Below are 25589 nucleotides of genomic sequence, written 5' to 3' on the forward strand. Positions count from 1 at the left end.
TACGTGCCCCTCTCAGGCGTTGGCCGAACCGCGCTCCTCGGATCCGCTGGTGCCAAGCCGGCTCGATGGGGCGGACTTGTTTTGTGTGGGGGAGCAGTGCCCGTAGCGTCGTCCACGCGGCAGGGCCTGCTTTTCGGCCCCTGCTTTGTGGTTCTGCCACGGGTGCTGTCGGGGCCCCGCGCAAAACGAGTTCGCCGCATCGAGCAAAGCTCGAAACTCGCGCCAGGCCAATGCCGAAGGCGAGGCGTTCACCGTCGATGGCGCAGCCGAGTTCGAGAGCCGGATCCCCTCAGCTCAAGATCAAACCGCCCACAGCAGCCCCCGATACACAGCTTACCGAGCAGCACTGACAAACCAGGCCGAGCAAGCAGCCACCCTGTGGACAACCCCCACCCACAAGATCAAACCCACCACAGCACCCCCCGATACACAGCCTACCGAGCAGCACCGACAATCCGCGCCGAACGAGCCGCCCCCCTGTGGACAACCCCACCCACCCCACCCCCCACCAACCACGTAGGGTGACCTCCGACATACCGCCAGGTTTCGGTGGCAGCTGCTGCCAGGGAAGGTGGCACCGGTGCTGCGAGTCGCGGTGGACTTCGGGACTTCCAGTACCTGTGTGGCGATTTCCCTGCGTGGCCGTGAGCCCCAGGTAGTGGTAGTCGACGGTCAACCGCTCCTCTCGTCCGCTGTCTACGCGGGCACAGACGGCACTCTCTTCGTCGGTCAAGAAGCCGAGCGCCAAGCCGCGCTGGACCCGTCCAGGTTCGAGCCGCACCCCAAGCGGCGGGTTGACGAGACCGAGCTTCTCCTCGGTGATCGAGTCATTCCGGTCGTGCAGGTTTTCCGGGCTGTTCTAGGTCGGGCGGTGGCTGAGGCGCGGCGGGTGGCGGGTGGGGTTCCGGTTGATCAATTGGTGCTCACCCACCCGGCGGATTGGGGTGGGGTGCGGACGCAGGTCCTGCGCCGGGCCGCCGCTGGATTGGGGAACAGGATTCTTCTGGTGCCCGAACCGGTGGCCGCTGCGGTATTCCACTCGGCGAGCTTTCCCGGGCCGGGGCGGATTCTCGCCGTGCTCGACCTCGGTGGTGGGACGGTCGATGTCAGCGTTGTTCGGACGGAGCCGAACACGACTCTCTTCACCGTCTTGGCCACCAAGGGGAATCCGTCCTTCGGCGGCGCGGACATCGACCAGTCGTTGCTGGAGCACCTGGGTCGGGTGTCGGGCCATCCCGACGAGTGGGACTCGCTCATGCGGGGCCGCGACCTGCTCGACCGGCGGCGCAGGCGGGTGTTGCAGCAGGATGTGCGCGGTGCCAAGGAAACCCTGTCCCGGCACCCCTACGCCGACGTCCCGCTCCCGTCGCCCTTCCCGGACGCGCACATCACCCGAGACGACCTGGAGCGGTTGGTCGCCGAGCCGATCGGGGCCGCCGTCGACCTCGCGCTCGCGGCGGTGCGGGACGCGGGCACCACGCCCGCGCAGCTCGCCGGGATCTTCCTCGTCGGCGGGTCGAGCCGGATCCCGTTGGTGGCGCGGTTGGTCGCCGAGCGGACCGGGGTGGTGCCGGTGACCCTCGACCAGCCGGAGACGGTCGTCGCGCGCGGGGCGTTGCGGGCGGTCGCACCCGATGTCACGCACACCGGCCTGCTCACCGGTCCACAACCGATCTCCGGCCAGCACAGCACCGGCCAGCACAGTACGAGCCAGCACAGCACGAGCCACCAGAACACCGGCCCCCAGCCGATCCACCCGGCCGCCAACTTCCCCGCCACGCCAACGGAACCGCGTCGCAAGACCGGGCTCTACACCGGCATCGTGCTGCTCCTGCTCGCCCTCGTCGGCGGCGGGATCGGGCTCCTGGTCGCGCGGGACCAGAACAGCCCGGCCGCCACCACGATCGACCGCTACGACTACACCTTCGCCCTGCCCGACGGGTGGACGCAGACCGGCGGCAGCCCCGGCATCATGCGCACCGAGATCAAGCCGACCGGTGCCGAGCAGGGCAACGACCTCGTGCTGGTGCAGGAACGCGAACTCGCCTTCGACAGCGGCACCGACCAGCAGCGGGCGCTCGAGCGGCTGCGCGAGGACTACGACAAGCGCGCGCCGGACGTGTCCGAGTACGAGGAGGGCGCCAGCTTCGGCGGGCGGACCGTCGTGCACTACCGGGAGCAGTTGACCAAGCAGGGCGCTACCGTCGACTGGTACGTGATCCTGGAGGGCAAGTACCAGGTCAGCATCGGCTGCCAGTACACCGAGGCCGGTCGGGTCCCGGTGCGGCAGGCTTGCGAGACAGTGGTCCGCTCCACCGTCGTTCGGCGGGGGCAGTGAGCCGGGAGCAGGGAGGCGCGCGGTGAACGACGGGTTCGGCGAGCAGGTGGCCAGGTTCCGCGCCGAGGTGGCCTCCGCGATCACCCAGGCGCGGCGGGCCTCGGCCGAGGCGCGGGAGACCAGCGCCGCGTTCCGGCGCGACACCCAGCGGCTGGCGGCGAAAGCGGCCACCGCGCCGCCGCCGGAGCAGCAGCGGCCCACCCCGCCGCCCCCGGACGACGACGACTTCTCCCAGGACCAGATCCTGCTGCACGGCGGCTGACCTGCGGCGATCGTTCACACCTGTGAACCGCCCCGACCGGTCACCCGCCTGCCGCACCGGTCGTGACCTGCGGGTTCCCGGAAACACCGTTAACGGGAGCAACGACCTGCGGGGAACCTGCACCGAGGGGGAACCAAACCTGGCAGGGTCTTCGTCGTAAGCGGCGTACGAACGAAGAAGGCGTACGACCCAACCACAAGCCAGGGGGTTTCTCCCAATGTCCGGTTACGGAATCACGCCAGAAGAGATGGCCAAGGCCGCCGTCGACGTCGACAACGTCAACGAGGAGAGCCAGAACTCCCTCAAGAGCCTTGGCTCCGCGCTCCAGCCGCTGCACGACAACTGGTCTGGTAACGCCGCTCGCGCCTTCGCCACGCTGATGCAGCGCTACAACGACGACGCCAACAAGCTGCACACCGCCCTCGAGGCGATCTCGCAGCAGCTCAAGGAGAGCAACGCGGCCTACGTCCGCCAGGAAGAGGAGTCGTCCTCCTCGCTCTCGAACATCACCAGCGTCCTCGGCGGCTGAGTTCTCTCTTCCGCGGTAGTGCTTTCCGGCCCACCCCGTACTTGTTAGACGACTCCAGGGAGAAACCCAATGTCCGGCGACATCATCAAGGTCAATTTCGCGGAGGTCGCGAACGCGTCGCAGTCGCTCGCGTCGACCTCCAGCCAGCTGGAGACCCTGCTCGGCGACCTCAAGCAGCGCCTCGCCCCCCTGGCCGCCGGGTACACCGGTGCCGCCTCCGAGGCGTGGAACGCCAAGCAGGCCGAGTGGGACAAGGCGTACGACGAGCTCAAGCAGGTCCTGTCCTCGATCGCGGTCGCGGTGCAGCAGTCCGGTGAGAACTACGAGGCGACCGAGCGCGCGAACGCCAACCGCTGGGGCTGAGCCGTCCCGTTCTCCGCTCGTACCCACAAGGCCCGGGGCTAGTACCCCCGGGCCTTGTCGTGTGTCCGGTGCCCGAACCTCATCGCACCGGCACCGCCGCCCCGTCCGCTGCCAAGCCGGGAACGATGCCGGGCGGGGACGTGGGGGGCGGGTGGCGGGAGGGTGTGTCACCGTGTCGCAGCCCACACTCTGACGGGTGGGGGGAGGGCGGTTTTGACCCTCCAACGGGCACCCGGTAATCTCTTACGTTGTTGTGCGGCGCGGGGCGTAAAGCTCGGCTTGTTCAGTGCGAGTCGAGCCGCGTTGCGCGCTTCTGGGCGACCCGTTCGCCCAGGGGTGATGCCCGCACAGGCACCCATGACGCATGTTGACGATGAGGTAGACCCGTGCCCACGTACAGCCCTAAGCCCGGCGAGGTCGACCGAGCCTGGCACGTGATCGACGCCGAGGACGTGGTGCTCGGTCGTCTCGCCACGCACGTCGCGACGCTCCTTCGCGGCAAGCACAAGCCCACTTACGCCCCCCACGTGGACACCGGCGACTTCGTCGTCATCGTCAACGCGGAGAAGGTTGTCCTCACCGGCAACAAGCGGGACCAGGCGTTCGCCTACCGGCACAGCGGCTACCCCGGCGGTCTGCGCAAGCGGTCCTTCGGCGAGCTGCTCGACACCCGCCCCGACCGCCTGCTCGAGAAGGTCGTCAAGGGCATGCTCCCCAAGAACAAGCTCGGCCGCGCCCAGGGCAAGAAGCTCAAGGTCTACGCAGGCCCCGAGCACCCGCACGTTGCCCAGCAGCCCACGCCGTTCGAGATTGCGAAGGTCGCCAAGTGAGTGACGCCGTGACCCCCGAGGCCGTCGACGCCGACGCCGCCGTCGAGGACACCGCCGCCCCCGTCGAGACCGACGAGGCCGCGGCCGTCGACGAGGCTCCGGCCGCCGACGACGCGCCAGCCGCCGAGGAGGCCCCGGCTGACGAGGCCCCGGCCGACGACGCCGACGAGGCCCCGGTCGCCGACGAGGCCGCCGCTGTCGCCGAGTTCGACGCGCTCGACGAGGACGACGAGGACCAGGCCCCGGCGCTGCCGCACCTGACCTCGGAGACCGCGCAGACGGTCGGCCGCCGCAAGGAGGCTGTCGTCCGCGTCCGGATCACCCCGGGCAGCGGCAAGTTCCAGCTCAACGGCAAGTCGCTGGAGGAGTACTTCCCGAACAAGGTCCACCAGCAGCTCATCCGCGAGCCGCTCGTGGTCGTCGAGAAGCCCGAGTCCTTCGACATCCGCGCGAACCTGCACGGCGGCGGCATCACCGGCCAGGCCGGTGCGCTGCGGCTGGCGATCGCCCGCGCGCTCATCGAGCTCGACTCCGAGGACCGCCCGGTCCTGAAGAAGGCCGGCTTCCTCACCCGTGACCCGCGGGCCAAGGAGCGCAAGAAGTACGGCCTGAAGAAGGCCCGCAAGGCGCCGCAGTACAGCAAGCGCTGACCTTTCGGCGGCAGCACCGGCACCACCCAGCGGGAGCAGCACGTTCGCGACACGAACAGGCTGCTCCCGCTGTGCTTTTCCCCGGGTCCGCGCGACCCGGGGTTGTGCTTTCCCCAGACCCGCTCGCCCCGCGGATCTGGGCTCTCCCCTGAGCTGTGCTGTCCCCGGACCCGGCCCAGGACCTACCCTGCCTCCCAGCCCGTCCCCACACGCGGAGGATCCCGTCCATGGCTCGACTCTTCGGCACCGATGGCGTGCGCGGTCTCGCCAACTCCGAGCTCACCCCGGAACTGGCGCTGTCCGTCGCCGCGGCGGCGGCCAGGGTGCTGACCACCCACGACGGCACGCACCGCCCGGTGGCCGTGGTCGGCCGCGACCCGAGGGCCAGCGGCGAGATGCTGCAGGCGGCGGTGGCCGCCGGGCTCGCCTCGGCCGGGGTCGACGTGATGCAGGTGGGCGTGCTGCCCACCCCCGCGGTGGCGTTCCTGGTCGGTGACCTGGGCGCCGACCTGGGCGTGATGATCTCCGCATCGCACAACCCGATGCCCGACAACGGCATCAAGTTCTTCGCCGCCGGTGGTCAGAAGCTGCCCGACACGGTCGAGGACGAGATCGAGGCCGCGCTCGCCGCGCCGGTCGAGCGCCCCACCGGCGCGGGCGTCGGCCGGGTCTACGACATCGCCGACGCGCACGACCGCTACGTCGCGCACCTGCTCGCCGCCACCCCGAACCGGCTCGACGGGCTCAAGGTCGTCGTCGACTGCGCCAACGGGGCCGCGTGGGCCGCCGCGCCGCAGGCGTACCGGGAGGCGGGCGCCGAGGTCATCGCGATCCACGCCCTGCCAGACGGCGAGAACATCAACGACGGCTGCGGCTCCACCCACCTCGACGACCTGCGCGCCGCCGTGATCGCCGAGGGCGCAGACCTGGGCATCGCGCACGACGGTGACGCCGACCGCTGCCTGGCCGTGGACGCCACCGGCGCCGACATCGACGGCGACCAGATCATGGTCGTGCTGGCGCTGGCCATGCGCGAGGCCGGTGAGCTGGTCGACGACAGCTTCGTGGTCACCGTGATGAGCAACCTCGGCCTGCACGTGGCCATGCGCGACGCGGGCGTGAAGCTGCGCACCACCGCCGTCGGCGACCGGTACGTGCTGGAGGAGCTGCGGGCCAGTGGGCTTGCCCTCGGCGGCGAGCAGTCCGGCCACGTGCTCATCCCGTCGCACGCCACCACCGGTGACGGCCTGCTCACCGCGATGCGGCTGATGGCCAGGGTCACCGCCACCGGCCGCCCGCTGGCCGAGCTGGCCGGGGTGATGACCAGGATGCCGCAGGTGCTGATCAACGTCCGGGTCACCGACAAGGCGACCGTCGCGGCGTCCCCGCTGGTCAGCACGGCTGTCGCGGCCGTGGAGGCCGAGCTCGGCGACACCGGCCGGGTGCTGCTGCGGCCCTCGGGCACCGAGCAGCTGGTCCGGGTGATGGTCGAGGCGCCGAGCGAGGAGGCCGCGCGGACCGCCGCCGACCGCCTCGCCGCCGTCGTCGCCGACGTGCGCTGAGCCCCTACGCCGGTGTGCTTTACCCCACGTCCCCGGTCTTACACGTGGGCTGAGTCCTAACCCCTCGGCGCGGGCCGTCGTTACGATGCCCGCGCCGAGAGGGGGCCGCAGTGAGCATGGGGTTGTCCGAGTTCCTGATCGTGGTCCTGGTCGGCCTCGTCCTGCTCACCGTGGTGGTGGTCGCCAGGACCGCCGAGAAGCAGCGCCGCGCGCGCGAGCTGCGGGCCAGGGAAGAGCTGGACCGGCTGTCGCCGCCGGACGACCTCCGCTGAGTGACTCTCGCCGAGTGAATGCAGTGATTCCTGGGTCGATGCACAGCTGGGCTCGGTAGGTTCTTCTTTGCGTAAGTGACGGCACCGCAGGTCAGCGGCTCGCGTCCAACGCAGGACCACATCGAGGGGCAGGAAGTCAGGGGGGCGCTGTGGCGCTGGACGAGACCATGAAGATGGACCACGAGGTGGTGCGGTCCGCCGGTCTTGACATGGCCGACCTGGCCGTCTCGCTGCAGGAGGTGCAGCGCTACGCCTCGGGGGACGGGCTCAAGGCCGAGCACTTCGGCGGGACCGCGGACGGCGCGGCCGCGTTCACCGCCTTCAACGGCATCGTGCAGCAGCTCGCGGGCTCGGTCGGCAAGGCCCAGCAGTACTGCGTCGAGGCGGCCAAGCGGCTGACCGACTCCGCCAAGGCCACCGACAACACCGACGTCGACAACGCGTGGGGCATCACCGCGGCCGGGGGTGCGTGAGGGTGGCCGAGCAGTTCAGCCACGAGGTGCAGGCCGCCCTGCAAACCCCGTCCGACGTGCACACCGAGGACCACTCCGAGGCCATGCTGGCCAAGTTGGACGAGTTCCTCAAGGTCATGGGCCGCGACTTCCTCGGGTTCCTCTACGAGAAGTGGCGCAACCACCCCGCCTGCCTGCCCGGCAACCGCGGCAAGTGGTCGTCGCAGCCCGCCTGCGGGGACGGCTGGCAGGAGAAGACCGACTCCTCCGGTGGCCTCTACAAGCTGAAGATCATCAACTGGGGTTACCTCTGGGGCGCCCGGGGCAGGCTCGACAACCTGGCCAAGGCCGCAGGCGCGCTCGACGGGGCCGCGGGGGCGGTCACCACCAAGCTGCAGGGCGCGTGGAGCAGCAAGGCCGGTGAGGCCGCCGCCGGGAGGATCAACGACCTGCGCGCCGCGTCGATGGACTACCAGTCGCTGCTGACCCAGCTGCGCGACCACGTGGACGGCGCCCGCTCGGCGACCCGCACCGTGGTGGCGAAGCTCGCCGGGTTCGCCGACTCCTCCGACATCGGCGGCAAGCCCATGGTCGACCGGTACGGCAAGTACGCCATCGGCGGGCCGTTCGACCTGTTCCCGCGCGACCAGTACGAGACCTACATCGACGAGATGGGCCGCATCCTCGACAGCGGCGTGTGGGAGTCCGGGTTCTCCGCGAAGGAGGAGGCGACCTTCCTCAGCGGCTTCGGCCAGGGCCTGCTCAACCTGTCGGTCGTGCCGGTGTCCGCCGAGTCGCTGCACCAGCCGGGCCAGGTGCGGCTGACCGACGGCGACAACCGGTGGTCCGACCAGATCTGCCGCGAGCTCAACGACTTCTGCGAGTGCTACTTCCTGACCGTCGGCAACCTGCGCCGCCGGATCGAGGAGACCATCAAGGCCGTCGAGTCCGCGTGGGACGAGCTGAACTCGGCCACCATCACCATGACCGCGGACCCGTTCGGCAAGCTCAGCCTCGCCGGGGCGTCCCAGCCGCCGCCGGAGGAGAAGAAGCCGGACGCCAAGCCGGTCGAGCAGCAGCCGACGCAGACCGGCGGTGGACCCGGTCCCGGCCAGACCGGCGGTGGCCCGCCCCCGCCCGGTGCGTACGAACCGCCCGCGGTGCCGCAGCCGACCGATCCCGCCGCGGCCATCCCGGCTGTTCCCCAGGTCCCGCAGGTCCCGGCGACGGGTGCGCCGGAGACGGTGACGATCACCGACGGGGACCGGTCGATCAGCGTGCAGAGCCCGGACGGGCAGGGCAAGGTCAGCGTCACGGTCGACGACGGGTCGGGCAAGCCCAAGACCTACGAGCTCGACTTCGGGCAGTCCACACCGGGCGCGCTCGACCCGCTGACCGGGAAGCCGGTGCTCGACCCGGTGACGGGGCAGCCGGTGGGGTCGACGGCCGGGCAGCCCGGGGTCGACCCGGTGACCGGGCGGCCGGTGGTGGACCCGGTGACCGGGCAGCCCGTGCCCGGGCAAGGTGCGGGGCAGGTGCCCGGGCCGGACGGCGTGCAGCACGTGCAGGCGGGACCGGACGGGAAGGCCGTGATCCACGACGGCGACCTGACCATCACCGCCGAGCGGTCCGCCACCGACCCGGACACGGTCAAGATCACCGTGGACGACGGCGACGGCGAGCCGGTCACGTACACGGTGGACTACCAGGACCCGGCGGCGCCTGCGGTGGGCCAACCCGAGGTCAAGCCGACCGCAAGCGCTTTCGTCGGCGATCTCGGCGAGCTGACCCAGCCGGGGGCACGGGAGCCTCAGGCCGCCGCGCCGGGCCAGCCGGGTTACTCGGCCGATCCGTCGGTCCAGCCGAGTCACGCCGCCGATCCGTCGGTTCAGCCAGGCTATGCGGCGGAGCCTTCGGTCCAGCCGGGTTACGCCGTCGAGCCGTCGGTCCAGCAGGGGTATGCGGCTGAGCCGCTGGCCGCCGCGTACGACGGTGGTGGGGCACAGTCGACGTTCGCGGCCGGTGACCAGTCGGGGGCGTGGGGCGCGGCGGGCAGCGTGTTCGACGACCGCGCCGACACCGGCCAGGGCGAGATGTCCAGCGCCAGCGGCGACACCCAGGCGTCGGGCTCCGGTGAGGCCGGGTTGGCGACCGCGCAGCCCGGTTCCGGTGACCACGCGGGCGGCCAGGCCGGGTCCGGTCTCGGCGGCATGCCGATGGGCGCCATGGGCGGCGGTGGCGGTGGCAGCGGGTCCGGTGACTCCGAGCGCGCCGGGTCGCAGTGGCGCACCAGCGGCCAACTGTTCGACGACGACCACGCCACGGCCGAGTCCAGGATCAGCAGCGCCATCGACGGGGGCAGGTGAGGCATGACGCCGGAGACCAGGCAGGTGCTGGCCCGCTACGAGGACATCACCGCGCAGTACACCGCGAGGGTCAACGAGATCGGCGAGGAGTTCGCCGCCGAACTCGCGAGCCACGACGCCGAGGTGGCCGAGCAGAAGCGGCTCGCCGCCCAGCAGCAGCCCTCGATCGACGCCGCGCACGAGGCGGCCAAGGAGGAGTTCGCCCGCGCCCAGGCGGCCGCAGCCGAGGAGAAGCCGACCACCTGGACCCGCGAGTCCCGCCCGACCGTCCTCAGCTTCAACACCGACGAGGACCACCCGGCCCCGCCGCCCCCGGCCGCCCCCGCGCCGCCGTCACTGCCCGCGGTGGTCGTCCCCGAGGACCGCCCGGCCGCGTGGCCCCGCGACCAACGCCCCTCCGTCCACACCTTCGAAGCCGACACCTTCGACGACCCCACACCCCCCACCCCACCACGCCGCCCACCCCCCGCGGACGACCAGGACGACGACTGGTCCGGCCGCAGCTGGGTGCGCTGAGGTGACGCTGCGCCTCGACCAACAAGCCGTCACCGCCCTGGTCACCGAGGCCACCACCCTCCACGCCGCGCTAACGGACATCGCCACCTACGCCGAGGCCGAAACCCTCACCCCCCGCGCTTTCGGCCCCCTCGGCACCCGCGCAGGCGAAGCCTTCGCCGCCGCACACGCGGAAATCCTCACCGCACTGCACAAAGCCGCCCCCGAACTCGACAACACAGTCAGCGGCTTGGTGAAAGCCGCCCAACACCTCACCGAAACCGACCACGACGCCGCTGCCCGGATCACCAGGGCAGGCGAGCGGTGATGGACGTGCGGGAGTTGTTGGTCGAGCCCGTGGTGGAGGCCGAGGTTTCCGACTCGGTGATCGATACGGCGTTGGCCGGGGTGCGGTGGGCGTTGTCGGATCGGGCGGGTGGGGTGGTTTTTGGGCGGTGGCGGGGGCATGCGGCTGCTCGGGGTGGGTGGCGGCAGGAGGTGTGGGGGCCGCGGGATGAGCGGGTGCTCGATGATCTGCGGGGGACTGATTTCGGGGCTCTGCAAGGGGCCGTCGAGCGGTTGACGGCGGTAGCGGCTGCGGTGGGGGTTGTGCGGGAGGGGGCTGGGGGGCTGCGGGGGCGGTTGGCTGATACCTGGGGTGGGCGTGGGGCGGATTCGGCGGCGGGGAGGTTTGACGAGTTCGCGCGGCAGGCTCGGGGGTGGCAGGAGAAGGCGGTTCGGCTCGCGGCGGCGGTTGATGGGGCTCGGGGGGCGGTCCGGTCGGCGGCGCGGGAGTGGGGTGTGCAGGCCGAGTCGGTGCGGGGGATTGAGGTTGATCATCTGCCGACGCGGTTGACGCAGATCGATCGGCTTGACGGGGCGGTGCGGGCGAACCCGGTGGGATTGCTGCGCACGCACGGGGCTCACGCGTTGACCGTGCCCGGTGCGGATCCGTGGTCGTCCGCCGAGGTGATCGAGTACCTCGACGGGTACTGCTCCCGCTACGAGGCCGCCATTGCCCGCTTCCGGCGCGACCTGGCCGCCGTGCACAAAGCGACCACCGACACCTGGGACCTGTTCGTCCGGTTGCTGCCCGGTGAACCGCCACCCACACCCGCGCCCGCCCAACAACCAGCCCACCAGGAGCCCGCCACCGCCTGCCCAGTCTCAAGTGGACACACCACCGAACCAGGCCCCGGCGCCGTGGCCTGCGCCGAAACCCCACCCCCCACCGCAGACCCCCAACGCCAAGCCCCCACCCCCCAAACCAGCACCCCGACAGGCGGTGCACCAGGCGGGATGATGGGTGGAATGGGCGGCGGCGGTGGTGGTGGCGGCGACACCGAGCGCAAGTCGAGCCAGTGGCGCCTGGTCGGCAGCCTGTTCGACGACACCGACCCCGCCACCCGCTTCGACGGGATCATCGGCGAGGACCCGGCCAACCGCGCGAGGGGCTGATCGTGCTCGACGACACCGACCCGGCCGTCCGGGCAATCCGCGCGCCGTTCCAGCAGCTCAGCGCCACCCTCGCCGACGAGCTGGCTCGCTCCGGCGCTACCTACGAGCAAGACATGGAGCAGCGCCCCCGCAAGCGCCGCTCGCACCTGGAAGACCCCACCGACACCGGCGTCTTCACCGTCAGCTGGATGACCAACCGCGGCTAGTCCTTCGACAGCGTCGGCACCGTCTCGTAGCTCAACGGCGCGGCCTTCACCGACTCCGAGAGCAGCGGCAGGTACGTCTGGTCCCCCGCCAGGTGCACGAGGAAGAACGCCGTCAGCAGCGCCCGGCTGATCCGGTGCGTCGCGTGCTCGGCCTTCCCGTGCACGAGCAGCCCGCTCCAGTGCCGCCCCTCCGCGAACCCGAGGTGCGACGCCTTGGGCAGTTCCCGCAGCTGGGTCGGCCCGCCCCACGCCTGCGCGATCAGCTCACCGTGCGACCGGGGCGGCGCCACCAGGTCGTTGCCGCCCACCACGTGCAGTGACGGCATCGAACACCGCTGGGCCGCGTCGGTGGCGAATGGCTTCGTCTGCGCCGGGGCGAGCGTGGCGACGGCCTTGACCCGGTCGTCGTCCGCGGCAGCCAGCACCGCGGCACCCGCGCCCGTCGAGTGGCCGGCCAGCCCGAGCTTGTCCGGGTCGACGCTGATCGCCCCGTCACCCAGGCGGACCCCGGCGCACACGTCGAGTGCCGTGCGCAGGTCGGCGGCCAGCAGCCGGGCCGAGCCGAGCGGGCCGACGTGCGTGCCCGGCGCGGCGGTGACGATGCCCCAGGACGCCAGGTGCCGGAACAGGCCCCGGTAGCGGCTCGGCGGCTGCAACCAGCCGTGGCCGAACGCGACGGCGGGCAGGCCGAAGCCGGAAGCGGGGGTGAACACCACCCCGGGCATGCCGACCAACGCCAGGTCGCCCCGCAGAACCTGGTGCGGACCCCGGCGGGCGAGCTCGTCGAGCAGGTGCTTGGCCGTGCGTGCCATGGGGCAAGCCTATCGGCCGTCGAGGTTTCCGGTCGTTACCCTGGTGCGCGTGTGCGGAATCGTGGGATATGTGGGGCACCGTCCGGCTCTCGACGTGGTGCTCGCCGGGCTGCGACGGCTCGAGTACCGGGGGTACGACTCGGCGGGGGTGGCGGTCCTCGTCGGTGACGGCTTGGCCGTCGAGCGCAAGGCGGGCCGGTTGGCCAACCTCGAGGCCAGGCTGGACGAGGTGGGCCGGGACGAGTTCGCGGGCACCGCGGGCATGGGCCACACCCGGTGGGCCACCCACGGCGCCCCGGTCGACCGCAACTCCCACCCGCACCGCGACGCCACCGGGCGGGTCGCGGTCGTGCACAACGGGATCATCGAGAACTTCGCCGCGCTGCGCGCCGAATTGGAGGCGGCCGGGGTCGAGCTGTCCAGCGACACCGACTCCGAGACCGCGGCGCACCTGGTCGCCCGCGCGTACGCCGACGGCGACACCCGGGGCGACCTGCCCGCCAGCGTCCGGTCGGTCTGCCGCAGGCTGGAGGGCGCGTTCACCCTGGTCGTGACGCACGCCGACGTGCCGGACCTGATCGTCGCGGCCCGCCGCAGCTCGCCGCTGGTGGTCGGGATCGGCGAGGGGGAGACCTTCGTCGCCTCCGACGTCGCCGCGTTCATCGAGCACACCCGCCACGCCGTCGAGCTGGGCCAGGACCAGGTGGTGCTGATCACCCGCGACGGCTACGAGGTCGTCGACTTCCACGGCGAACCCGCCCCCGCGAAGCCGTTCACCGTCGACTGGGACCTCTCGGCCGCCGAGAAGGGCGGCCACGAGTACTTCATGCTCAAGGAAATCAGCGAACAACCGGCAGCCATCGAGAACACCCTGCGCGGGCACTTCGCGGGTGGGCGGATCGTGCTCGACGAGCAGCGGCTGTCCGACCAGGACCTGCGCGACGTCGACAAGGTGTTCGTGGTGGCCTGCGGCTCGGCGTACCACTCTGGCCTGGTCGCCAAGTACGCCATCGAGCACTGGACCCGGCTGCCGGTCGAGGTCGAGCTGGCCTCGGAGTTCCGCTACCGCGACCCGGTGCTCGACCGCGACACCCTGGTCGTGGCCGTGTCCCAGTCCGGTGAGACCGCCGACACGCTGGAGGCCGTCCGGCACGCCCGCGAGCAGAAGGCCAGGGTGCTGGCGGTCTGCAACACCAACGGCGCGCAGATCCCCCGCGAGTCCGACGCGGTGCTCTACACCCACGCCGGACCGGAGATCGGGGTCGCCTCCACCAAGGCGTTCCTGGCCCAGATCGCGGCGAACTACCTGGTCGGCCTGGCCCTGGCGCAGGCGCGCGGCACCAAGTACCCCGACGAGGTCGCCCGCGAGTTCCACGAGCTGGAGGCCATGCCCGAGGCCGTGGGGCGGGTGCTGGGCACCACCGCCCAGGTCCAGGCGCTCGGCCGGGAGCTCTCCGACGCCAAGGCCGTGCTGTTCCTCGGTCGGCACGTCGGCTACCCGGTGGCCCTGGAGGGCGCGCTCAAGCTGAAGGAACTGGCGTACATGCACGCCGAGGGCTTCGCCGCCGGTGAGCTCAAGCACGGCCCGATCGCGTTGATCGAGCCGGGGCTGCCGGTGGTCGTGGTGATGCCGTCGCCGAAGGGGCGGGCGGTGCTGCACTCGAAGCTGGTGTCCAACATCAGCGAGATCCAGGCCCGCGGCGCGCGCACCATCGTCATCGCCGAGGAGGGCGACGACACGGTGCGGCCCTACGCCGACGAGCTGATCGAGATCCCCGCCGTGCCCACGTTGTTGCAGCCGCTGGTCTCGACCGTGCCGCTGCAGGTACTCGCCGCGGAGATCGCCCGGTCGCGCGGCTACGACGTGGACAAGCCGCGCAACCTGGCCAAGTCGGTCACCGTCGAATAGGAGCCGCGCTTGCTGGGCGTCTGGACCACCACCGCTGTCCGCGAGGCCGAACGGCCCGTCCTGGCCGCGACCGCGCCGGGCGCCCTCATGCGCCGCGCCTCGTACGCCGTCGCGCTGCACGCGGCCCGGTTGCTGGATCGGCGCACCGGCGGGGTGTCCGGGCGTCGCGTCGTCCTGCTGGTCGGCGCTGGCGACAACGGTGGCGACGCGCTGTGGGCCGGGGCGTTCCTGCGCAGGCGTTCGGTCGGGGTGACGGCGGTGCTGCTCGCCCCGGACCGCGCGCACGCCGAGGGGTTGGCGGCGTTCAAGCGCGCGGGCGGCCGGATCGGCGCGCCGGAGGACGTCGACTTCGCCGACCTGGTGATCGACGGCATCGTCGGTCTGTCGGCTCACGGCCCGCTACGGCCGGACGCCGCCGCGGTCGTGGCCAGGGTGCGGGCGCCGGTCGTCGCGGTCGACCTCCCGAGCGGGGTCGACCCGGACACCGGCGCCGTGACCGGGCCCGCGGTGACGGCGGACGTGACGGTGACCTTCGGCGGGCACAAGCCGGTGCACTTCCTGGCCGGTGCCCGCTGCGGTGAGGTGCACCTGGTGGACCTCGGGCTCGACCTGCCTTCGCCTCGGTTCTCGGTGCTGTCGGCCGACGATGTCGCCGCTGCCTGGCCGTTGCCCGAGTCCGGGGACGACAAGTACACGCAGGGTGTCGTGGGCGTGGCCGCCGGATCGTCGACCTACCCGGGTGCGGCGGTGTTGTCCGTGGGCGCGGCCGTGCTGGCTACCTCCGGGCTGACCAGGTACGCGGGCTCGGCGGCGGACGAGGTGCGGCGCCGGTGGCCGGAGGTCATCGCGACCGGATCCTTGGGTGACGCCGGCCGGGTCCAGGCTTGGGTCGCCGGGCCCGGGATGGGGACGGGCAAGGCGGCGCGGGACGTGCTCGGGGATGTCCTCGGGGCGGGCGTTCCGGTGTGCGCCGATGCCGACGCGATCACGCTGCTGGCGTCCCACCCGGACCTGTGGGACGCGCGGGACCCGGACGTGCCGGTGCTGCTGACCCCGCACGACCGGGAGTTCGCCCGGATCGCGGAGCCGCACGGCATCGACCTGGGTGCCGACCGGGTCACGGCCGCGCTGGAGTTGGCTGCTGCGTTGAGCGTGACCGTGCTGCTCAAGGGGCATGTCACGGTGGTCGCGGATCCACGTGGTCGGGTGCTGGTGAACGCGGCCCGGTCGCACTGGCTGGCCACCGCGGGGTCCGGGGACGTCCTGTCCGGGGTGATCGGCGCGCTGCTCGCGGCGGGGCTGGATCCGTTGCTGGCGGCGGGATGTGCCGCGTTCGTGCACGTCCGGGCGGGGGAGTTGGCCGCCAGGGGTGCGCCTGCCCCGGCGTCGGCGATCGTGTCGGCGCTGTCGGACGCGATCCGGTCGGTGGTGTCATGAGCAGGGCCGAGGTCGTGATCGACCTGGACGCGTTGCGGCACAACGTGTCGCTGCTGGTTGGCCGGGCCGCCGGGGCCGAGAGCATGGCCGTGGTCAAGGCCGACGGGTACGGCCATGGCGCTGTTCCGGTCGCCAAGGCAGCGTTGCAGGCGGGTGTGACCTGGCTGGGTTCGTGCTCCCTGGACGAGGCGCTCGCCTTGCGGGAAGCCGGGATCACGGCGCCGATCCTGTCCTGGTTGGACGGTCCTGACTCCGATATGGCCGCCGCGGTCGAGGCAGGCGTGGACGTCGGTGTGTCCTCTGTGGAGCAGCTGCGGCGGCTGTCCGGGGCGAGGATCCACCTGAAGATCGACACCGGGCTGAGCCGCAACGGGTGCCCGCCGCAGCGGTGGGCGGAACTGGTGCGGGCCGCGGCGGCGTCGGACAACGAGGTCTACGCGGTCTGGTCGCACCTCGCCTGCGCCGACGACCCGGGCCACCCGTCGATCGACGAGCAGGCCAAGCGGTTCGCCGACGCCTACGAGGAAGCCGTGGCGGCCGGGCTGAACCCCAAGCGGCACCTGGCGAACTCGGCGGCGACGCTGAACCGGCCCGACCTGCACTTCGACCTTGTCCGGCTCGGCATCGCGATGTACGGGCTCAACCCGCTCAAGCAGCACGAGGACCTGCGGCCGGTGATGACCTTCCGCTCTCAAGTCGCCTTGGTCAAACGGATCCGCGCCGGTGAGTCCGTCTCGTATGGACAGACGTGGACGGCCACGGAAGACACGACGCTCGCGTTGGTCACCGCGGGTTACGCGGACGGTGTCCCCAGGCTGTTGTCCAACCGCATGGACGTGCTGCTCAACGGCGCGCGGCGGCCGATCCGGGGACGGGTGTGCATGGACCAGGTAGTGGTCGACTGCGGCGACGCGGCCGTATCCGAAGGGGACGAGGTCGTGCTGTTCGGCTCGGCGGCGCGCGGTGAGCCGACCGCGACGGAGTGGGCCGAGACCATCGGGACCATCGACTACGAGATCGTCACCGGCATGTGCCGACCGCGGGTGCGGCGCCGGTACCTGGGCGGATGAACCGCGCCGGGAAGGTCGCCGCGGGCGCGGGTGTGCTCGCGGCTGCCGCTGCCGCTGCCGCTGTCGTCGTCGGGGTGCGCAAGCGGTCGCCGAACGAGGACCCGTACCTCGAAGAGCCGTTGGGGGAGCTGAAGCCGACCCGCGGCGGTTCGGTCGTGGCCGCTGACGGGGTTGTGCTGTCGTACGAGGAAGTCGACCCGGCCGACGGCGGCGCGCCGGACGTGACCGCGGTGCTGGTGCACGGGTTCGCGATGAGCAGGCTCGCCTGGCACTTCCAGCGCCGCGACCTCGCCGAGATGGTCGACCCCAGGGTGCGGCTGGTGCTCTACGACCACCGCAGCCACGGCCGCTCCGGCCGCGCGGACGCCGCCTCCAGCACCATCGACCAGCTCGCCGACGACCTCGACGAGGTGCTGCGCGCGGTCGTGCCGGACGGGCCGATCGTCCTCATCGGACACTCGATGGGCGGCATGGTGGTGATGGCGCTCGCCGAACGCGACCCGGACCTGTTCGCCGAACGGGTCAGCGGGGTCGCGCTCATCGGCACCTCGGCCGGTGAGGTCGGCCGCAGCGGACTGCCCCGGCCGCTGCTGTCCAAGTACAACCCGCTGACCAGGGTCCTCGGCCGGGTCGCGGAGTGGCAGCCCGCCGCGGTCGAACTCATCCGCACCGCGGGCGGCGGCATCACCCGGCAGGCGGCCCGCGCGATCGGCTTCGGCCCCGGCAACACCAGCCCCCGGCTGGTCGACTTCGCGGTGCGGCTGCTCGACGTCACCCCGGTCCGGGTGCTCGCCGACTTCGTCGACACCCTGGGCAGCCACAACCGCTACGCCGCGCTCGCCGGGCTCAAGCACTGCCCGGTCCTGGTGCTCAGCGGCGACCACGACTGGATGACCCCGTTCGCGCACGCCGAGCGGATCGCCGCCGAACTGCCCGACGCCACCCTGGTGCGGGTCCCCGGCGCCGGGCACCTGGTGATGCTGGAGCAGGCGGACCTGGTCGACGAGCACCTGGCTACGCTGCTGCGCGAGAGCCACCAGGGAGGGACCCGTGACCAACACTGAGACGGTGGCGCTGCCCACTCCGCAGGACACCCACGCCTTCGGGCGAGCACTCGGCGGCGTGCTGCGCCCCGGTGACCTCGTGCTGCTCGCCGGGCCGCTGGGGGCGGGCAAGACCGCGCTCGCGCAGGGCATCGGCGCCGGGTTGGGTGTCGGCGGGCGGGTCAGCAGCCCGACGTTCATCATCGCCCGCGAGCACAAGGCGGGCAGCCGCGGCATCCCGATGGTCCACGTCGACGCCTACCGGCTCGGCGGGTCGCTCGACGAACTCGACGACCTCGACCTCGACACCGAACTGGTCTCCTCCGCCGTGGTGGTCGAGTGGGGCGAGGGCAGCGCCGAGCGGCTCTCCGGCGACCACCTGCTGATCCGGCTGGACCGGCAGGTCGACGACTCCCGCGTGGCCACCGTCGAACGGTACGGTGCCTGGGTCGACCGACCGATCAGCTGAGCCCCGGCGGGGCTCGGGATGGGGGCCTCGTGCGTGCGGTGATCTTCGACTGGGGCGGCACGCTCACCCCGTGGGTGACCATGGACCACCTCGCCGCCTGGCGCGCGTACGCCGACGTGGTGCACCCGGACGACCAGGCCAGGGCCACCGAACTGGCGGCGGCCGTGCTGACCGCGGAGAACGCCGCGTGGACCCTGGTGCGGGAGCAGCACGTCGCGTTCACGCTGGCACAGGTGCTCGACACCGCCGCCGCGCCCGCCGACGAGCAGGCCCTGCGGGCGTTCCGCGACTACTGGGACCGCGCGACCCACACCGACCCCGAGGTGGCGCCGATGCTGACCGGGCTGCGGGAACGCGGGCTGCGCACCGGCGTGCTGTCGTCGACCGCGTGGCCAGCGGCGTGGCACGAGGAAGTCCTGCACCGCGACGGCGTGCTCGACCTGTTCCACGCGCGGGTCTGGAGCAGCGACCTGCAGTACACCAAGCCGCACCGCGCCGCGTTCGAGGCCGCGATGGCCGCCGTCGGCGTCGACGACCCGGCCGACTGCGTGTACGTCGGCGACCGCCCGTACGACGACATCAGCGGCGCCAAGGCGATCGGGATGCGCGCGGTGCTGATTCCGCACAGTGACATCCCGGTCACGCAACAGGTGCCGGTCGACGTCACCCCGGACGCCGTGGTGCAGCGGCTCTCGGAACTGCCCGCAGTCGTCGACCGCTGGTTGACCTGATCGGGGAGCCGAACAAGCCGACCGGGGGATCGGCCTGGCGGTGTTGTCGGGCCAGGGTTGGTGTCCGGACGGGACAGTCCTGTCCGGACTGGAGGTTGTGGGCAATGACCGCACGAACCCTTGTCGCCGTGATCACCGGAGCTGTGGCGATCCTCCTCGCGAGCGCACTACCCGCCGCGGCGGACATCGACGGCGCCTGGCACGAACTACGCCCGAAGAGCAGCGACAAGTGCCTCGACGTGGAAGGTGCCAGCCTCGACAGCGGGGCCGACATCATCCAGTGGACCTGCCACTACGGGGACAACCAAGCCTGGCAACTGGTCCTGGTGGAGTCCTACGACATCTACCAGATCGTCGCCAAGAGCAGCGGCAAGTGCCTCGACGTCACCGGCGCCGCCACCGACAGCGGCGCCCAGGTGATCCAGTGGGACTGCTCCGGCGACACCAACCAGCAGTGGCAACTCATCCCCCGCACCGACAACAGCTACGAACTCCAAGCCGTCCACAGCTCCAAGTGCCTGGACGTCACCGGCTCCTCCACCGACGACGGCGCCCGCGTGATCCAGTGGGACTGCTCCGGCAACGACAACCAGGCTTGGTCCATCACCAACATCTAACCCGCGCACCACGTCTACAGTGGCCACAACCGGCGCCTTGGGGCCGGCAGCGCGCGACCCCGCCGCTGACCCCAAGGCCCCGGGCACCCGGGCCGTCCTCTGCGGACACTGCTATCGAACAACCTTGCCGAGTTCGTTGCGTGACAAGGTGATCAGCTATCGTACTCGCTGTCGCCGTTGCGGAGACAGAGGCCACGTCAAGCGGCAGCTAGGCGTCACCGCTGCGGCATTGTCGGCCTGCTGGTCGTTGCTGCCCGTCGGTGGTGCTGTTCCCCCAGCGCATGCCTGGTCGCCTTGCCGACCTCGTTGCGCGACAAGGCGACCAGCTAGCACACCACCCTTTGCCGTTTGCGCGGAGACAGCAGCTGCGTCGTTACCTGCCCTGCCGGGCGAGCAGGTATCGCCTTGGCTACTCCGTTCACCGACTCCGCCGACCGGAGCCGCGCCCGCATGTTCGCCATCGCTGCTGGTCGCCGCGGCGTTCGACGGTGCCTGCGTGCGTCTCGGTGGAGTCGTGCGGCATCCGCTGCGGTCCACCGGTCGTGCCGCTCACCCCAGTGCGCGCTTGGTGACCTTCCCGAGTTCGTTGCGCGGCAACGCGTCCAGGTAGCGCACCACCCGTGGTCGTTTGTGCGGGGACAGCAGTCGGGCGACGTGGTCGGACAGGGTTTGTTCCGAGGGGCGCCGCGGGCCGGTCACCACCCAGGCGACGATCCGCTCGCCGAGGTCGTCGTCTGGTTCGCCGGTCACCGCGGCCTCGATGACGTCCGGGTGTTCGAGCAGGGCGTTCTCGATCTCGCCCGCGCCGATCTTGTAGCCGCCGCTCTTGATCAGGTCGGTTGCCCGTCTGCCGAGGATGCGCACGTGGCCGTCCGGTTCGCGGGTGGCGACGTCGCCGGTGCGGAACCAGTCGTCGCGGAAGGCGTCGGCGGTGGCTCCGGGGCGGTTCAGGTAGCCGAGGAACAGGTTCGGGCCGCGGACCTCGATCTCGCCGATCTCCCCGTCGGCGACGGGCGCGCCCGCCTCGTCCACCAGCCGGACCTCGACCCCGTCGACCGCCGGGCCCACGCTGCCCGGTCGCGGGTCGGCCGACCGGATCGCGCAGTTCATCAGCGTCTCGGTCATCCCGTACCGCTCGACCACCCGCTGCCCGGTCGCCGCGGTGATCCGGGCGTGGTCGACCGCGGGGAGCCCCGCCGAGCCCGACACCAGCAGCCGCGCCCGCGCCACGCCCCGCGCCACGGCGGGGTCGGTCTCGCAGTCGGCGGCCAGCCGGTGGTACATCGTCGGCACGCCGAACATCACCGTCGCCCCGCCGGACAGCGCGGCCGCGAGCGCCGACGGGTCGAACCGGCCGAGGTGCCAGACCGTCCCGCCCCGGCGCAGCGGCCCCAGCACCCCCAGGACCAGGCCGTGCACGTGGAACAGCGGCAGCGCGTGCACCACCGTGTCCGCCGCGGTCCAGTCCCACGCCACCGCCAGCGCGTCCAGGTTCGTCGCGATCGCCCGCCGCGGCAGCAGCACGCCCTTGGGCGGACCGGTCGTGCCCGAGGTGTAGACGATCACCGCGGCCGACTCCGGGTCCGGTTCCGGCGGCACCGAGCCACCCCCGGGACCGGCCACGACCCGCGGCAGAGCGGCCAACGCGGGCGGCAATTCGACGCCGGCCTCGGCCAGCACCAGGTCAGGGGAGCTGTCGGCGACGATGTGCGCCAGTTCGCGCTCCCCGGTCTTCGGGTTGATCGGCACAACCGGCACCCCAGCGGCCAGCGCACCCACTACGGCAACGCACGTGTGCGCTGTCGGCGTCGCCCACACAGCGACCCTCTTAGCGCCAGCGATCGCGGTAGCCGTACCAACGGCGGCCGCGGCTAGATCCGCGTAAGTCAGCTCACCGGATTCGAAGCGCAACGCGACACGGTCCGGACGATCAGCCAGAGTGGGCAGCAGCACCGGACCAACCCTAGTGTCGGGATCCGGTCGCCGCGGCGGTGAAGTTCGTCGCACACGGTTACACCGGGGTCGGTCAGCGCGATACCCGACCAGGTGGCCTCGGGTGTCGGGAGCGTCGGGTGTACTTCGGGAAGTTCTTCGCGCTGCTGGTGCGGCGGTGGCTGGTGATCGTGCCGCTGCTGCTGGTCACGCTGGTCGGCGCGGGTTACGCCTACGTCTCCACCCCGCTGGGCTACCAGTGGACCGGCACGGTCGTCATGCTCGCCCCCAAGGACGGCCGGATCGTGCGCCCGCCGAGCCAGCTGGAGCAGACCAACTCGCTGCTCGCCTTCGCGCCGACGCTGTCGACCATCACGATCATGCTCATCGAGGAGACCGCGGTCTCGGCTGGCAAGCTGGTCACCCAGCCCAAGGACGCCGTCGAGATCACCCGCGAGGGCCCGTTCATGACCGCCAAGGTCGAGGGCGCCACCATCGCCAGGGCCAAGGAGCTCGGCCAGCAGGCGTTCACCCTGATCCGCAAGTCGCTCGACGACAAGCAGCGCTCCCTCGGCGCCCCGCCGAGCACCTGGGTGACCGTCAGCGTCGTCAGCGCGCCGCAGGACCCGGAGAAGCTGCCCAAGGCGAAAATCACCAAGGTCGGCGGCATCCTGGCCGCGGGCGGGCTGCTGGCGCTGTTCTGCGCGGTGGCCGTCGAGAGCTTCGCGGAGAACCGGCGCAGGCGGCAGCAGCCGGTCACCTGACCGGGCGGCCGGGCCGCCTCGTACCCTTGTCGACCGTGCTGGTCCTCGCGGTCGACACCGCCACCCCCGCGGTCACCGCCGGAGTCGTCGAACTCACCGGCGGGACCCCCAGGCTGCTCGCGCGCCGGGTCACCGTCGACGCGCGCGCGCACGGCGAACTGCTCACCCCGCACCTGCGCGACGCCGTCGCCGAGGCTGGCCACACCCTGGCCGACCTCGACGCCGTGGTCTGCGGGGTCGGGCCGGGCCCGTTCACCGGCCTGCGCGCGGGCATGGTCACCGCCGCCGCCCTCGGGCACGCGCTGGACAGGCCGGTGTTCCCGGTGTGCTCGCTCGACGCCATCGCCGCCGAGGTACGCGGCGAGCCGTTGCTCGTGGTCACCGACGCGAGGCGCAAGGAGCTCTACTGGGCGACCTACGCGGCCGACGGCACCCGGACGACCGAACCGAGCGTCAACAAGCCGGTCGACATCCCCCTCAAGGGGGTCACCCGGATCGCGGGCACCCGGATCGTCGACCTCGGCGTGCCGATCACCGGACCCGAGTACCCGAGCCCGGTCGGCCTCGTCCTCGCCGCCGACCTCGACGGCGAACCCGGCCCGCTCACCCCGCTCTACCTGCGCAGGCCGGACGCGGTCGAGCCGGGCGCCCGCAAACGGGTGAGCCCGGGATGACCGACACGATCCGGATCGAGCCGCTGCGCCGCGTCGACCTGCGCCGCTGCGCCGAACTGGAACGCGCCCTGTTCCCGAACGACGACCCGTGGAGTGAGTCCGCGTTCGCATCCGAGCTCGACTGGGGCCACTTCTACCTCGGCGCGCACACCGGCGAGCTGCTCGTCGGCTACGGCGGCCTGTCCCTGGCCGGTGCGCCGGGCGACATGGAGGCCAGCGTGCACAACATCGGCGTCGACCCGGTCTGGCAGGGCAGGGGCATCGGCAAGGCGCTGCTGCGCGGCCTGCTCGGCCGGGCCGACGACGAACGCGCGCAGGTGTTCCTCGAGGTCCGCACGGACAACGCCGCCGCCATCGCGCTCTACGAGGCCCACGGCTTCGCCACCATCGGCCTGCGCCGCCGCTACTACCAACCCTCCGGGGCCGACGCCTTCACCATGGTCCGGCCCGCACGGGTGGAGGACACCACGTGACGATCATCCTGGGCATCGAGAGCTCCTGCGACGAGACCGGCGTCGGCATCGCCCGGCTCGGCGCGGACGGCTCGGTCGAACTGCTGGCCGACGAGGTCGCCTCCAGCGTCGAGCAGCACGCGCGCTTCGGCGGGGTGGTGCCGGAGGTGGCCAGCCGGGCGCACCTGGAGGCCATGGTCCCCACCATGCGCCGGGCGTTCGAGGTCGCCGGGCTGCGGCTGTCCGACGTGGACGCCATCGCGGTGACCTGCGGGCCGGGTCTGGCCGGGGCGCTGCTGGTGGGGGTGTCGGCGGCCAAGGCGTACGCGCTGTCGCTGGGGGTGCCGCTGTACGGGGTCAACCACCTGGCCGGGCACGTCGCCGCGGACACCCTGGAACACGGCGCCCTGCCGTCACCGTCGCTGGCCCTGCTGGTCTCCGGCGGCCACAGCCAACTGCTGCGCGTGGACGACATCGCGACCCGGATCACCGAGATCGGCTCCACCATCGACGACGCCGCGGGCGAGGCATACGACAAGGTCGCCCGCATCCTCGACCTCCCGTACCCCGGCGGCCCCCCGATCGACAAGGCCGCCCAACGCGGCAACCCCCGCGCCATCGCCTTCCCCCGGGGCCTCACCGGCCCCCGCGACGCCCGCCACGACTTCTCCTTCTCGGGCCTCAAGACCTCCGTGGCCCGCTGGGTCGAAGCCCAGGAACGCGCGGGCACGCAAATCCCGGTCGACGACGTGGCCGCCTCCTTCCAGGAAGCCGTAGCCGACGTCCTCACCGCCAAAGCCGTCCGCGCCGCCACCGACCTGAACATCACCACCCTCATCATCTCCGGCGGCGTCGCCGCCAACTCCCGCCTCAAGCAACTGGCCGCCGAACGCTGCGCCACCGCCGGAATCACCCTCCGCGTCCCCCGCCCCCGCCTCTGCACCGACAACGGCGCCATGATCGCCGCCCTCGGCGCCCACCTGGTCGCCGCCGGTGTCACACCGTCCTCTTTGGACCTCACCACCGACCCGGCCCTGCCGGTATCGGTGATCTCGGTCTAACCCCCCACTTCCGCCCAGCCCCTGCCTGACCAAGGCATGCCCAACCCCCACTCTCTTACCCCGTGCGGGCTCCCCTACCCCCGCACGCCTCCGCCAGCCCCACCCCAGCCGCCTCGCGCGCACGCGGTCCCGACCCTGCCCAGCCCCCACCCACACCGGGGGGCGTCCCAGTGCCAGTCTATCGGGGGGCACCGACAGTGGATCTTGAAACGGGGGGCTGAAGATCCAGATGTGGATAACTTCTGTCGCTGGGACGGGTGAATGTGGCGGCGGGGTCGGCAGGGAAACGCCTGGTCGGGGGTGTGTGGGCGTGATCGGGGCGGCGGCGTGGAGGGAAGTCGTCCTGGTGGAGATCAACTCGGGCCGGGAGATGCCGACGAGTATCCACAGTGGACTGTGAGGTGTCGCGCCCCGACGGTCGGGGCGGCACGGTTGGGCGCGTCGGCACTCCGTGGCCCCCATCGCTCGTGACGCGCGGTCCTGAGGGGCGCCAAGGGGCGGGAGTCGCCCGTCTCGGGTCGCTTGTGACGCGCAACCCTGAGGGGCGTCAAGGAGTGCGAGCCATTCATCCCAAGTCGCCTGTGGCGCGCAGTCCTGCGGGGGTGTCAAAGACCGGGAGCCGTCCATCCCGAGCAAGTCCCCCCGGCCCACCGAGAACTCTTACCCCGCAGCGGACCCACGCCCTGTACCGGCCCCCACGCCCCGCAGCGGCCCCCACACCCCACAGCGACCGCTTCGCGCGCGCACGCCAGTCCGACCCCAGCCCCCACCCTCTCCGGGGGGCGTCCCAGTGCCAGTCTACCGGCACCCACCGACAAACGATCTTCACACAAGC

The 25589-nt window shown here is 71.8% G+C and carries 27 protein-coding genes; 25 read left to right on the forward strand and 2 right to left on the reverse strand.

All coding sequences use genetic code 11. The features are described from left to right. Positions 1 to 622 precede the first annotated feature (622 nt). The 14 genes from CLV68_RS06640 (at position 623) to CLV68_RS06700 (ending at position 11783) form a co-directional block, all read left to right on the forward strand. The gene (locus CLV68_RS06640) at positions 623 to 2338 is read left to right on the forward strand and encodes a type VII secretion-associated protein (RefSeq protein WP_425454822.1); all 1716 of its coding nucleotides are present in this window, start codon (positions 623 to 625) and stop codon (positions 2336 to 2338) included. Between the two features lie 22 nt (positions 2339 to 2360). Next, positions 2361 to 2600: a hypothetical protein gene (locus CLV68_RS06645; protein WP_121389612.1), complete on the forward strand. Its 240-nt coding sequence runs from the start codon at positions 2361 to 2363 to the stop codon at positions 2598 to 2600. A gap of 217 nt (positions 2601 to 2817) precedes the next feature. Further along, on the forward strand, positions 2818 to 3129 hold the full coding sequence (locus tag CLV68_RS06650; RefSeq protein ID WP_092777730.1) for a WXG100 family type VII secretion target: 312 nt from the start codon (positions 2818 to 2820) through the stop codon (positions 3127 to 3129). 69 nt (positions 3130 to 3198) lie between these two features. Further along, positions 3199 to 3492 carry a WXG100 family type VII secretion target gene (locus CLV68_RS06655; protein WP_092777732.1) on the forward strand — a complete coding sequence of 98 codons (294 nt, stop codon included), beginning with the start codon at positions 3199 to 3201 and terminating at the stop codon, positions 3490 to 3492. A 386-nt stretch (positions 3493 to 3878) separates the two neighbouring features. Continuing rightward, positions 3879 to 4322, forward strand: coding sequence for a 50S ribosomal protein L13 (rplM, locus tag CLV68_RS06660; RefSeq protein WP_092777734.1), 444 nt, complete (start codon positions 3879 to 3881; stop codon positions 4320 to 4322). After that, a complete protein-coding gene (rpsI, locus tag CLV68_RS34945) occupies positions 4319 to 4972 on the forward strand; it encodes a 30S ribosomal protein S9 (RefSeq protein WP_121389613.1) in 654 nt (217 codons plus the stop codon). Before rplM ends, rpsI begins: the two co-directional genes overlap by 4 nt. A 227-nt stretch (positions 4973 to 5199) precedes the next feature. Then, positions 5200 to 6534: a phosphoglucosamine mutase gene (gene glmM / locus CLV68_RS06670; protein ID WP_121389614.1), complete on the forward strand. Its 1335-nt coding sequence runs from the start codon at positions 5200 to 5202 to the stop codon at positions 6532 to 6534. Between the two features lie 110 nt (positions 6535 to 6644). Next, entirely contained in the window at positions 6645 to 6806 is a 162-nt protein-coding gene (locus CLV68_RS33710) for a hypothetical protein (RefSeq protein WP_170224141.1), read from the forward strand. Between the two features lie 149 nt (positions 6807 to 6955). Continuing rightward, positions 6956 to 7279 carry a hypothetical protein gene (locus CLV68_RS06675; protein ID WP_121389615.1) on the forward strand — a complete coding sequence of 108 codons (324 nt, stop codon included), beginning with the start codon at positions 6956 to 6958 and terminating at the stop codon, positions 7277 to 7279. Positions 7280 to 7281: 2 nt separating this feature from the next. Beyond that, entirely contained in the window at positions 7282 to 9624 is a 2343-nt protein-coding gene (locus CLV68_RS06680; RefSeq protein ID WP_121389616.1) for a hypothetical protein, read from the forward strand. 3 nt (positions 9625 to 9627) lie between these two features. Then, entirely contained in the window at positions 9628 to 10140 is a 513-nt protein-coding gene (locus tag CLV68_RS06685) for a hypothetical protein (RefSeq protein ID WP_121389617.1), read from the forward strand. Position 10141: 1 nt separating this feature from the next. Continuing rightward, on the forward strand, positions 10142 to 10447 hold the full coding sequence (locus CLV68_RS06690) for a hypothetical protein (protein ID WP_121389618.1): 306 nt from the start codon (positions 10142 to 10144) through the stop codon (positions 10445 to 10447). Positions 10448 to 10971: 524 nt separating this feature from the next. Next, positions 10972 to 11577: a hypothetical protein gene (locus CLV68_RS33300; protein ID WP_147459894.1), complete on the forward strand. Its 606-nt coding sequence runs from the start codon at positions 10972 to 10974 to the stop codon at positions 11575 to 11577. Positions 11578 to 11579: 2 nt separating this feature from the next. Next, positions 11580 to 11783 carry a hypothetical protein gene (locus CLV68_RS06700; RefSeq protein ID WP_121389620.1) on the forward strand — a complete coding sequence of 68 codons (204 nt, stop codon included), beginning with the start codon at positions 11580 to 11582 and terminating at the stop codon, positions 11781 to 11783. Here CLV68_RS06700 and CLV68_RS06705 read toward each other — a convergent pair. After that, positions 11780 to 12595, reverse strand: a complete 816-nt coding sequence (locus CLV68_RS06705; RefSeq protein ID WP_121389621.1) for a dienelactone hydrolase family protein — start codon at positions 12593 to 12595, stop codon at positions 11780 to 11782. The genes CLV68_RS06700 and CLV68_RS06705 overlap by 4 nt on opposite strands. 49 nt (positions 12596 to 12644) lie before the next feature. Between CLV68_RS06705 and glmS the strand changes: the two genes are divergently transcribed. From glmS to CLV68_RS06740, 7 genes are all read left to right on the forward strand, one after another. Further along, positions 12645 to 14504, forward strand: coding sequence for a glutamine--fructose-6-phosphate transaminase (isomerizing) (gene glmS, locus CLV68_RS06710; RefSeq protein ID WP_121391009.1), 1860 nt, complete (start codon positions 12645 to 12647; stop codon positions 14502 to 14504). Between the two features lie 9 nt (positions 14505 to 14513). Continuing rightward, positions 14514 to 15941, forward strand: a complete 1428-nt coding sequence (locus CLV68_RS06715; RefSeq protein WP_121389622.1) for an NAD(P)H-hydrate dehydratase — start codon at positions 14514 to 14516, stop codon at positions 15939 to 15941. Beyond that, entirely contained in the window at positions 15938 to 17011 is a 1074-nt protein-coding gene (gene alr / locus CLV68_RS06720; RefSeq protein WP_121389623.1) for an alanine racemase, read from the forward strand. Before CLV68_RS06715 ends, alr begins: the two co-directional genes overlap by 4 nt. Continuing rightward, complete coding sequence (locus CLV68_RS06725; RefSeq protein ID WP_121391010.1) at positions 17008 to 18075, forward strand: alpha/beta fold hydrolase; 1068 nt, start codon at positions 17008 to 17010, stop codon at positions 18073 to 18075. Before alr ends, CLV68_RS06725 begins: the two co-directional genes overlap by 4 nt. Then, a complete protein-coding gene (gene tsaE / locus CLV68_RS06730; RefSeq protein ID WP_121389624.1) occupies positions 18062 to 18523 on the forward strand; it encodes a tRNA (adenosine(37)-N6)-threonylcarbamoyltransferase complex ATPase subunit type 1 TsaE in 462 nt (153 codons plus the stop codon). Before CLV68_RS06725 ends, tsaE begins: the two co-directional genes overlap by 14 nt. A gap of 29 nt (positions 18524 to 18552) precedes the next feature. Next, positions 18553 to 19254 (forward strand): HAD family hydrolase, encoded by a 702-nt coding sequence (locus CLV68_RS06735; RefSeq protein ID WP_121389625.1) that lies wholly within the window; start codon positions 18553 to 18555, stop codon positions 19252 to 19254. Positions 19255 to 19358: 104 nt separating this feature from the next. After that, complete coding sequence (locus tag CLV68_RS06740; RefSeq protein ID WP_121389626.1) at positions 19359 to 19871, forward strand: RICIN domain-containing protein; 513 nt, start codon at positions 19359 to 19361, stop codon at positions 19869 to 19871. A 549-nt stretch (positions 19872 to 20420) separates the two neighbouring features. On the opposite strand, the gene CLV68_RS06745 is transcribed toward CLV68_RS06740, so the two are convergent. Then, the gene (locus CLV68_RS06745; RefSeq protein ID WP_425454842.1) at positions 20421 to 21821 is read right to left on the reverse strand and encodes an acyl-CoA synthetase; all 1401 of its coding nucleotides are present in this window, start codon (positions 21819 to 21821) and stop codon (positions 20421 to 20423) included. A 122-nt stretch (positions 21822 to 21943) separates the two neighbouring features. On the opposite strand from CLV68_RS06745, the gene CLV68_RS06750 reads away from it, so the two are divergent. The 4 genes from CLV68_RS06750 to tsaD are packed head-to-tail and all read left to right on the forward strand — an operon-like array spanning position 21944 to position 24754. Continuing rightward, on the forward strand, positions 21944 to 22567 hold the full coding sequence (locus CLV68_RS06750) for a hypothetical protein (protein ID WP_121389628.1): 624 nt from the start codon (positions 21944 to 21946) through the stop codon (positions 22565 to 22567). A gap of 35 nt (positions 22568 to 22602) precedes the next feature. Then, a complete protein-coding gene (gene tsaB, locus CLV68_RS06755) occupies positions 22603 to 23241 on the forward strand; it encodes a tRNA (adenosine(37)-N6)-threonylcarbamoyltransferase complex dimerization subunit type 1 TsaB (protein WP_121389629.1) in 639 nt (212 codons plus the stop codon). Continuing rightward, the gene (rimI, locus tag CLV68_RS06760; protein ID WP_425454823.1) at positions 23238 to 23714 is read left to right on the forward strand and encodes a ribosomal protein S18-alanine N-acetyltransferase; all 477 of its coding nucleotides are present in this window, start codon (positions 23238 to 23240) and stop codon (positions 23712 to 23714) included. The genes tsaB and rimI overlap by 4 nt, the downstream gene beginning before the upstream one ends. Beyond that, a complete protein-coding gene (gene tsaD / locus CLV68_RS06765; RefSeq protein WP_121389630.1) occupies positions 23711 to 24754 on the forward strand; it encodes a tRNA (adenosine(37)-N6)-threonylcarbamoyltransferase complex transferase subunit TsaD in 1044 nt (347 codons plus the stop codon). The genes rimI and tsaD overlap by 4 nt, the downstream gene beginning before the upstream one ends. Positions 24755 to 25589 lie beyond the last annotated feature (835 nt).

The sequence above is a fragment of the Actinokineospora cianjurensis genome (assembly GCF_003663795.1).
In the GTDB taxonomy this organism is placed as follows: Bacteria; Actinomycetota; Actinomycetes; order Mycobacteriales; family Pseudonocardiaceae; genus Actinokineospora; species Actinokineospora terrae.

Coding starts and splice junctions, on each gene's coding strand:
- CLV68_RS06650 (WP_092777730.1), top strand. CDS start 2,818: ATGTCCGGTTACGGAATCACGCCAGAAGAGATGGCCAAGGCCGCCGTC.
- CLV68_RS06655 (WP_092777732.1), top strand. CDS start 3,199: ATGTCCGGCGACATCATCAAGGTCAATTTCGCGGAGGTCGCGAACGCG.
- glmM (WP_121389614.1), top strand. CDS start 5,200: ATGGCTCGACTCTTCGGCACCGATGGCGTGCGCGGTCTCGCCAACTCC.
- CLV68_RS06685 (WP_121389617.1), top strand. CDS start 9,628: ATGACGCCGGAGACCAGGCAGGTGCTGGCCCGCTACGAGGACATCACC.
- CLV68_RS06705 (WP_121389621.1), bottom strand. CDS start 12,595: ATGGCACGCACGGCCAAGCACCTGCTCGACGAGCTCGCCCGCCGGGGT.
- alr (WP_121389623.1), top strand. CDS start 15,938: ATGAGCAGGGCCGAGGTCGTGATCGACCTGGACGCGTTGCGGCACAAC.
- CLV68_RS06725 (WP_121391010.1), top strand. CDS start 17,008: ATGAACCGCGCCGGGAAGGTCGCCGCGGGCGCGGGTGTGCTCGCGGCT.
- CLV68_RS06740 (WP_121389626.1), top strand. CDS start 19,359: ATGACCGCACGAACCCTTGTCGCCGTGATCACCGGAGCTGTGGCGATC.
- rimI (WP_425454823.1), top strand. CDS start 23,238: ATGACCGACACGATCCGGATCGAGCCGCTGCGCCGCGTCGACCTGCGC.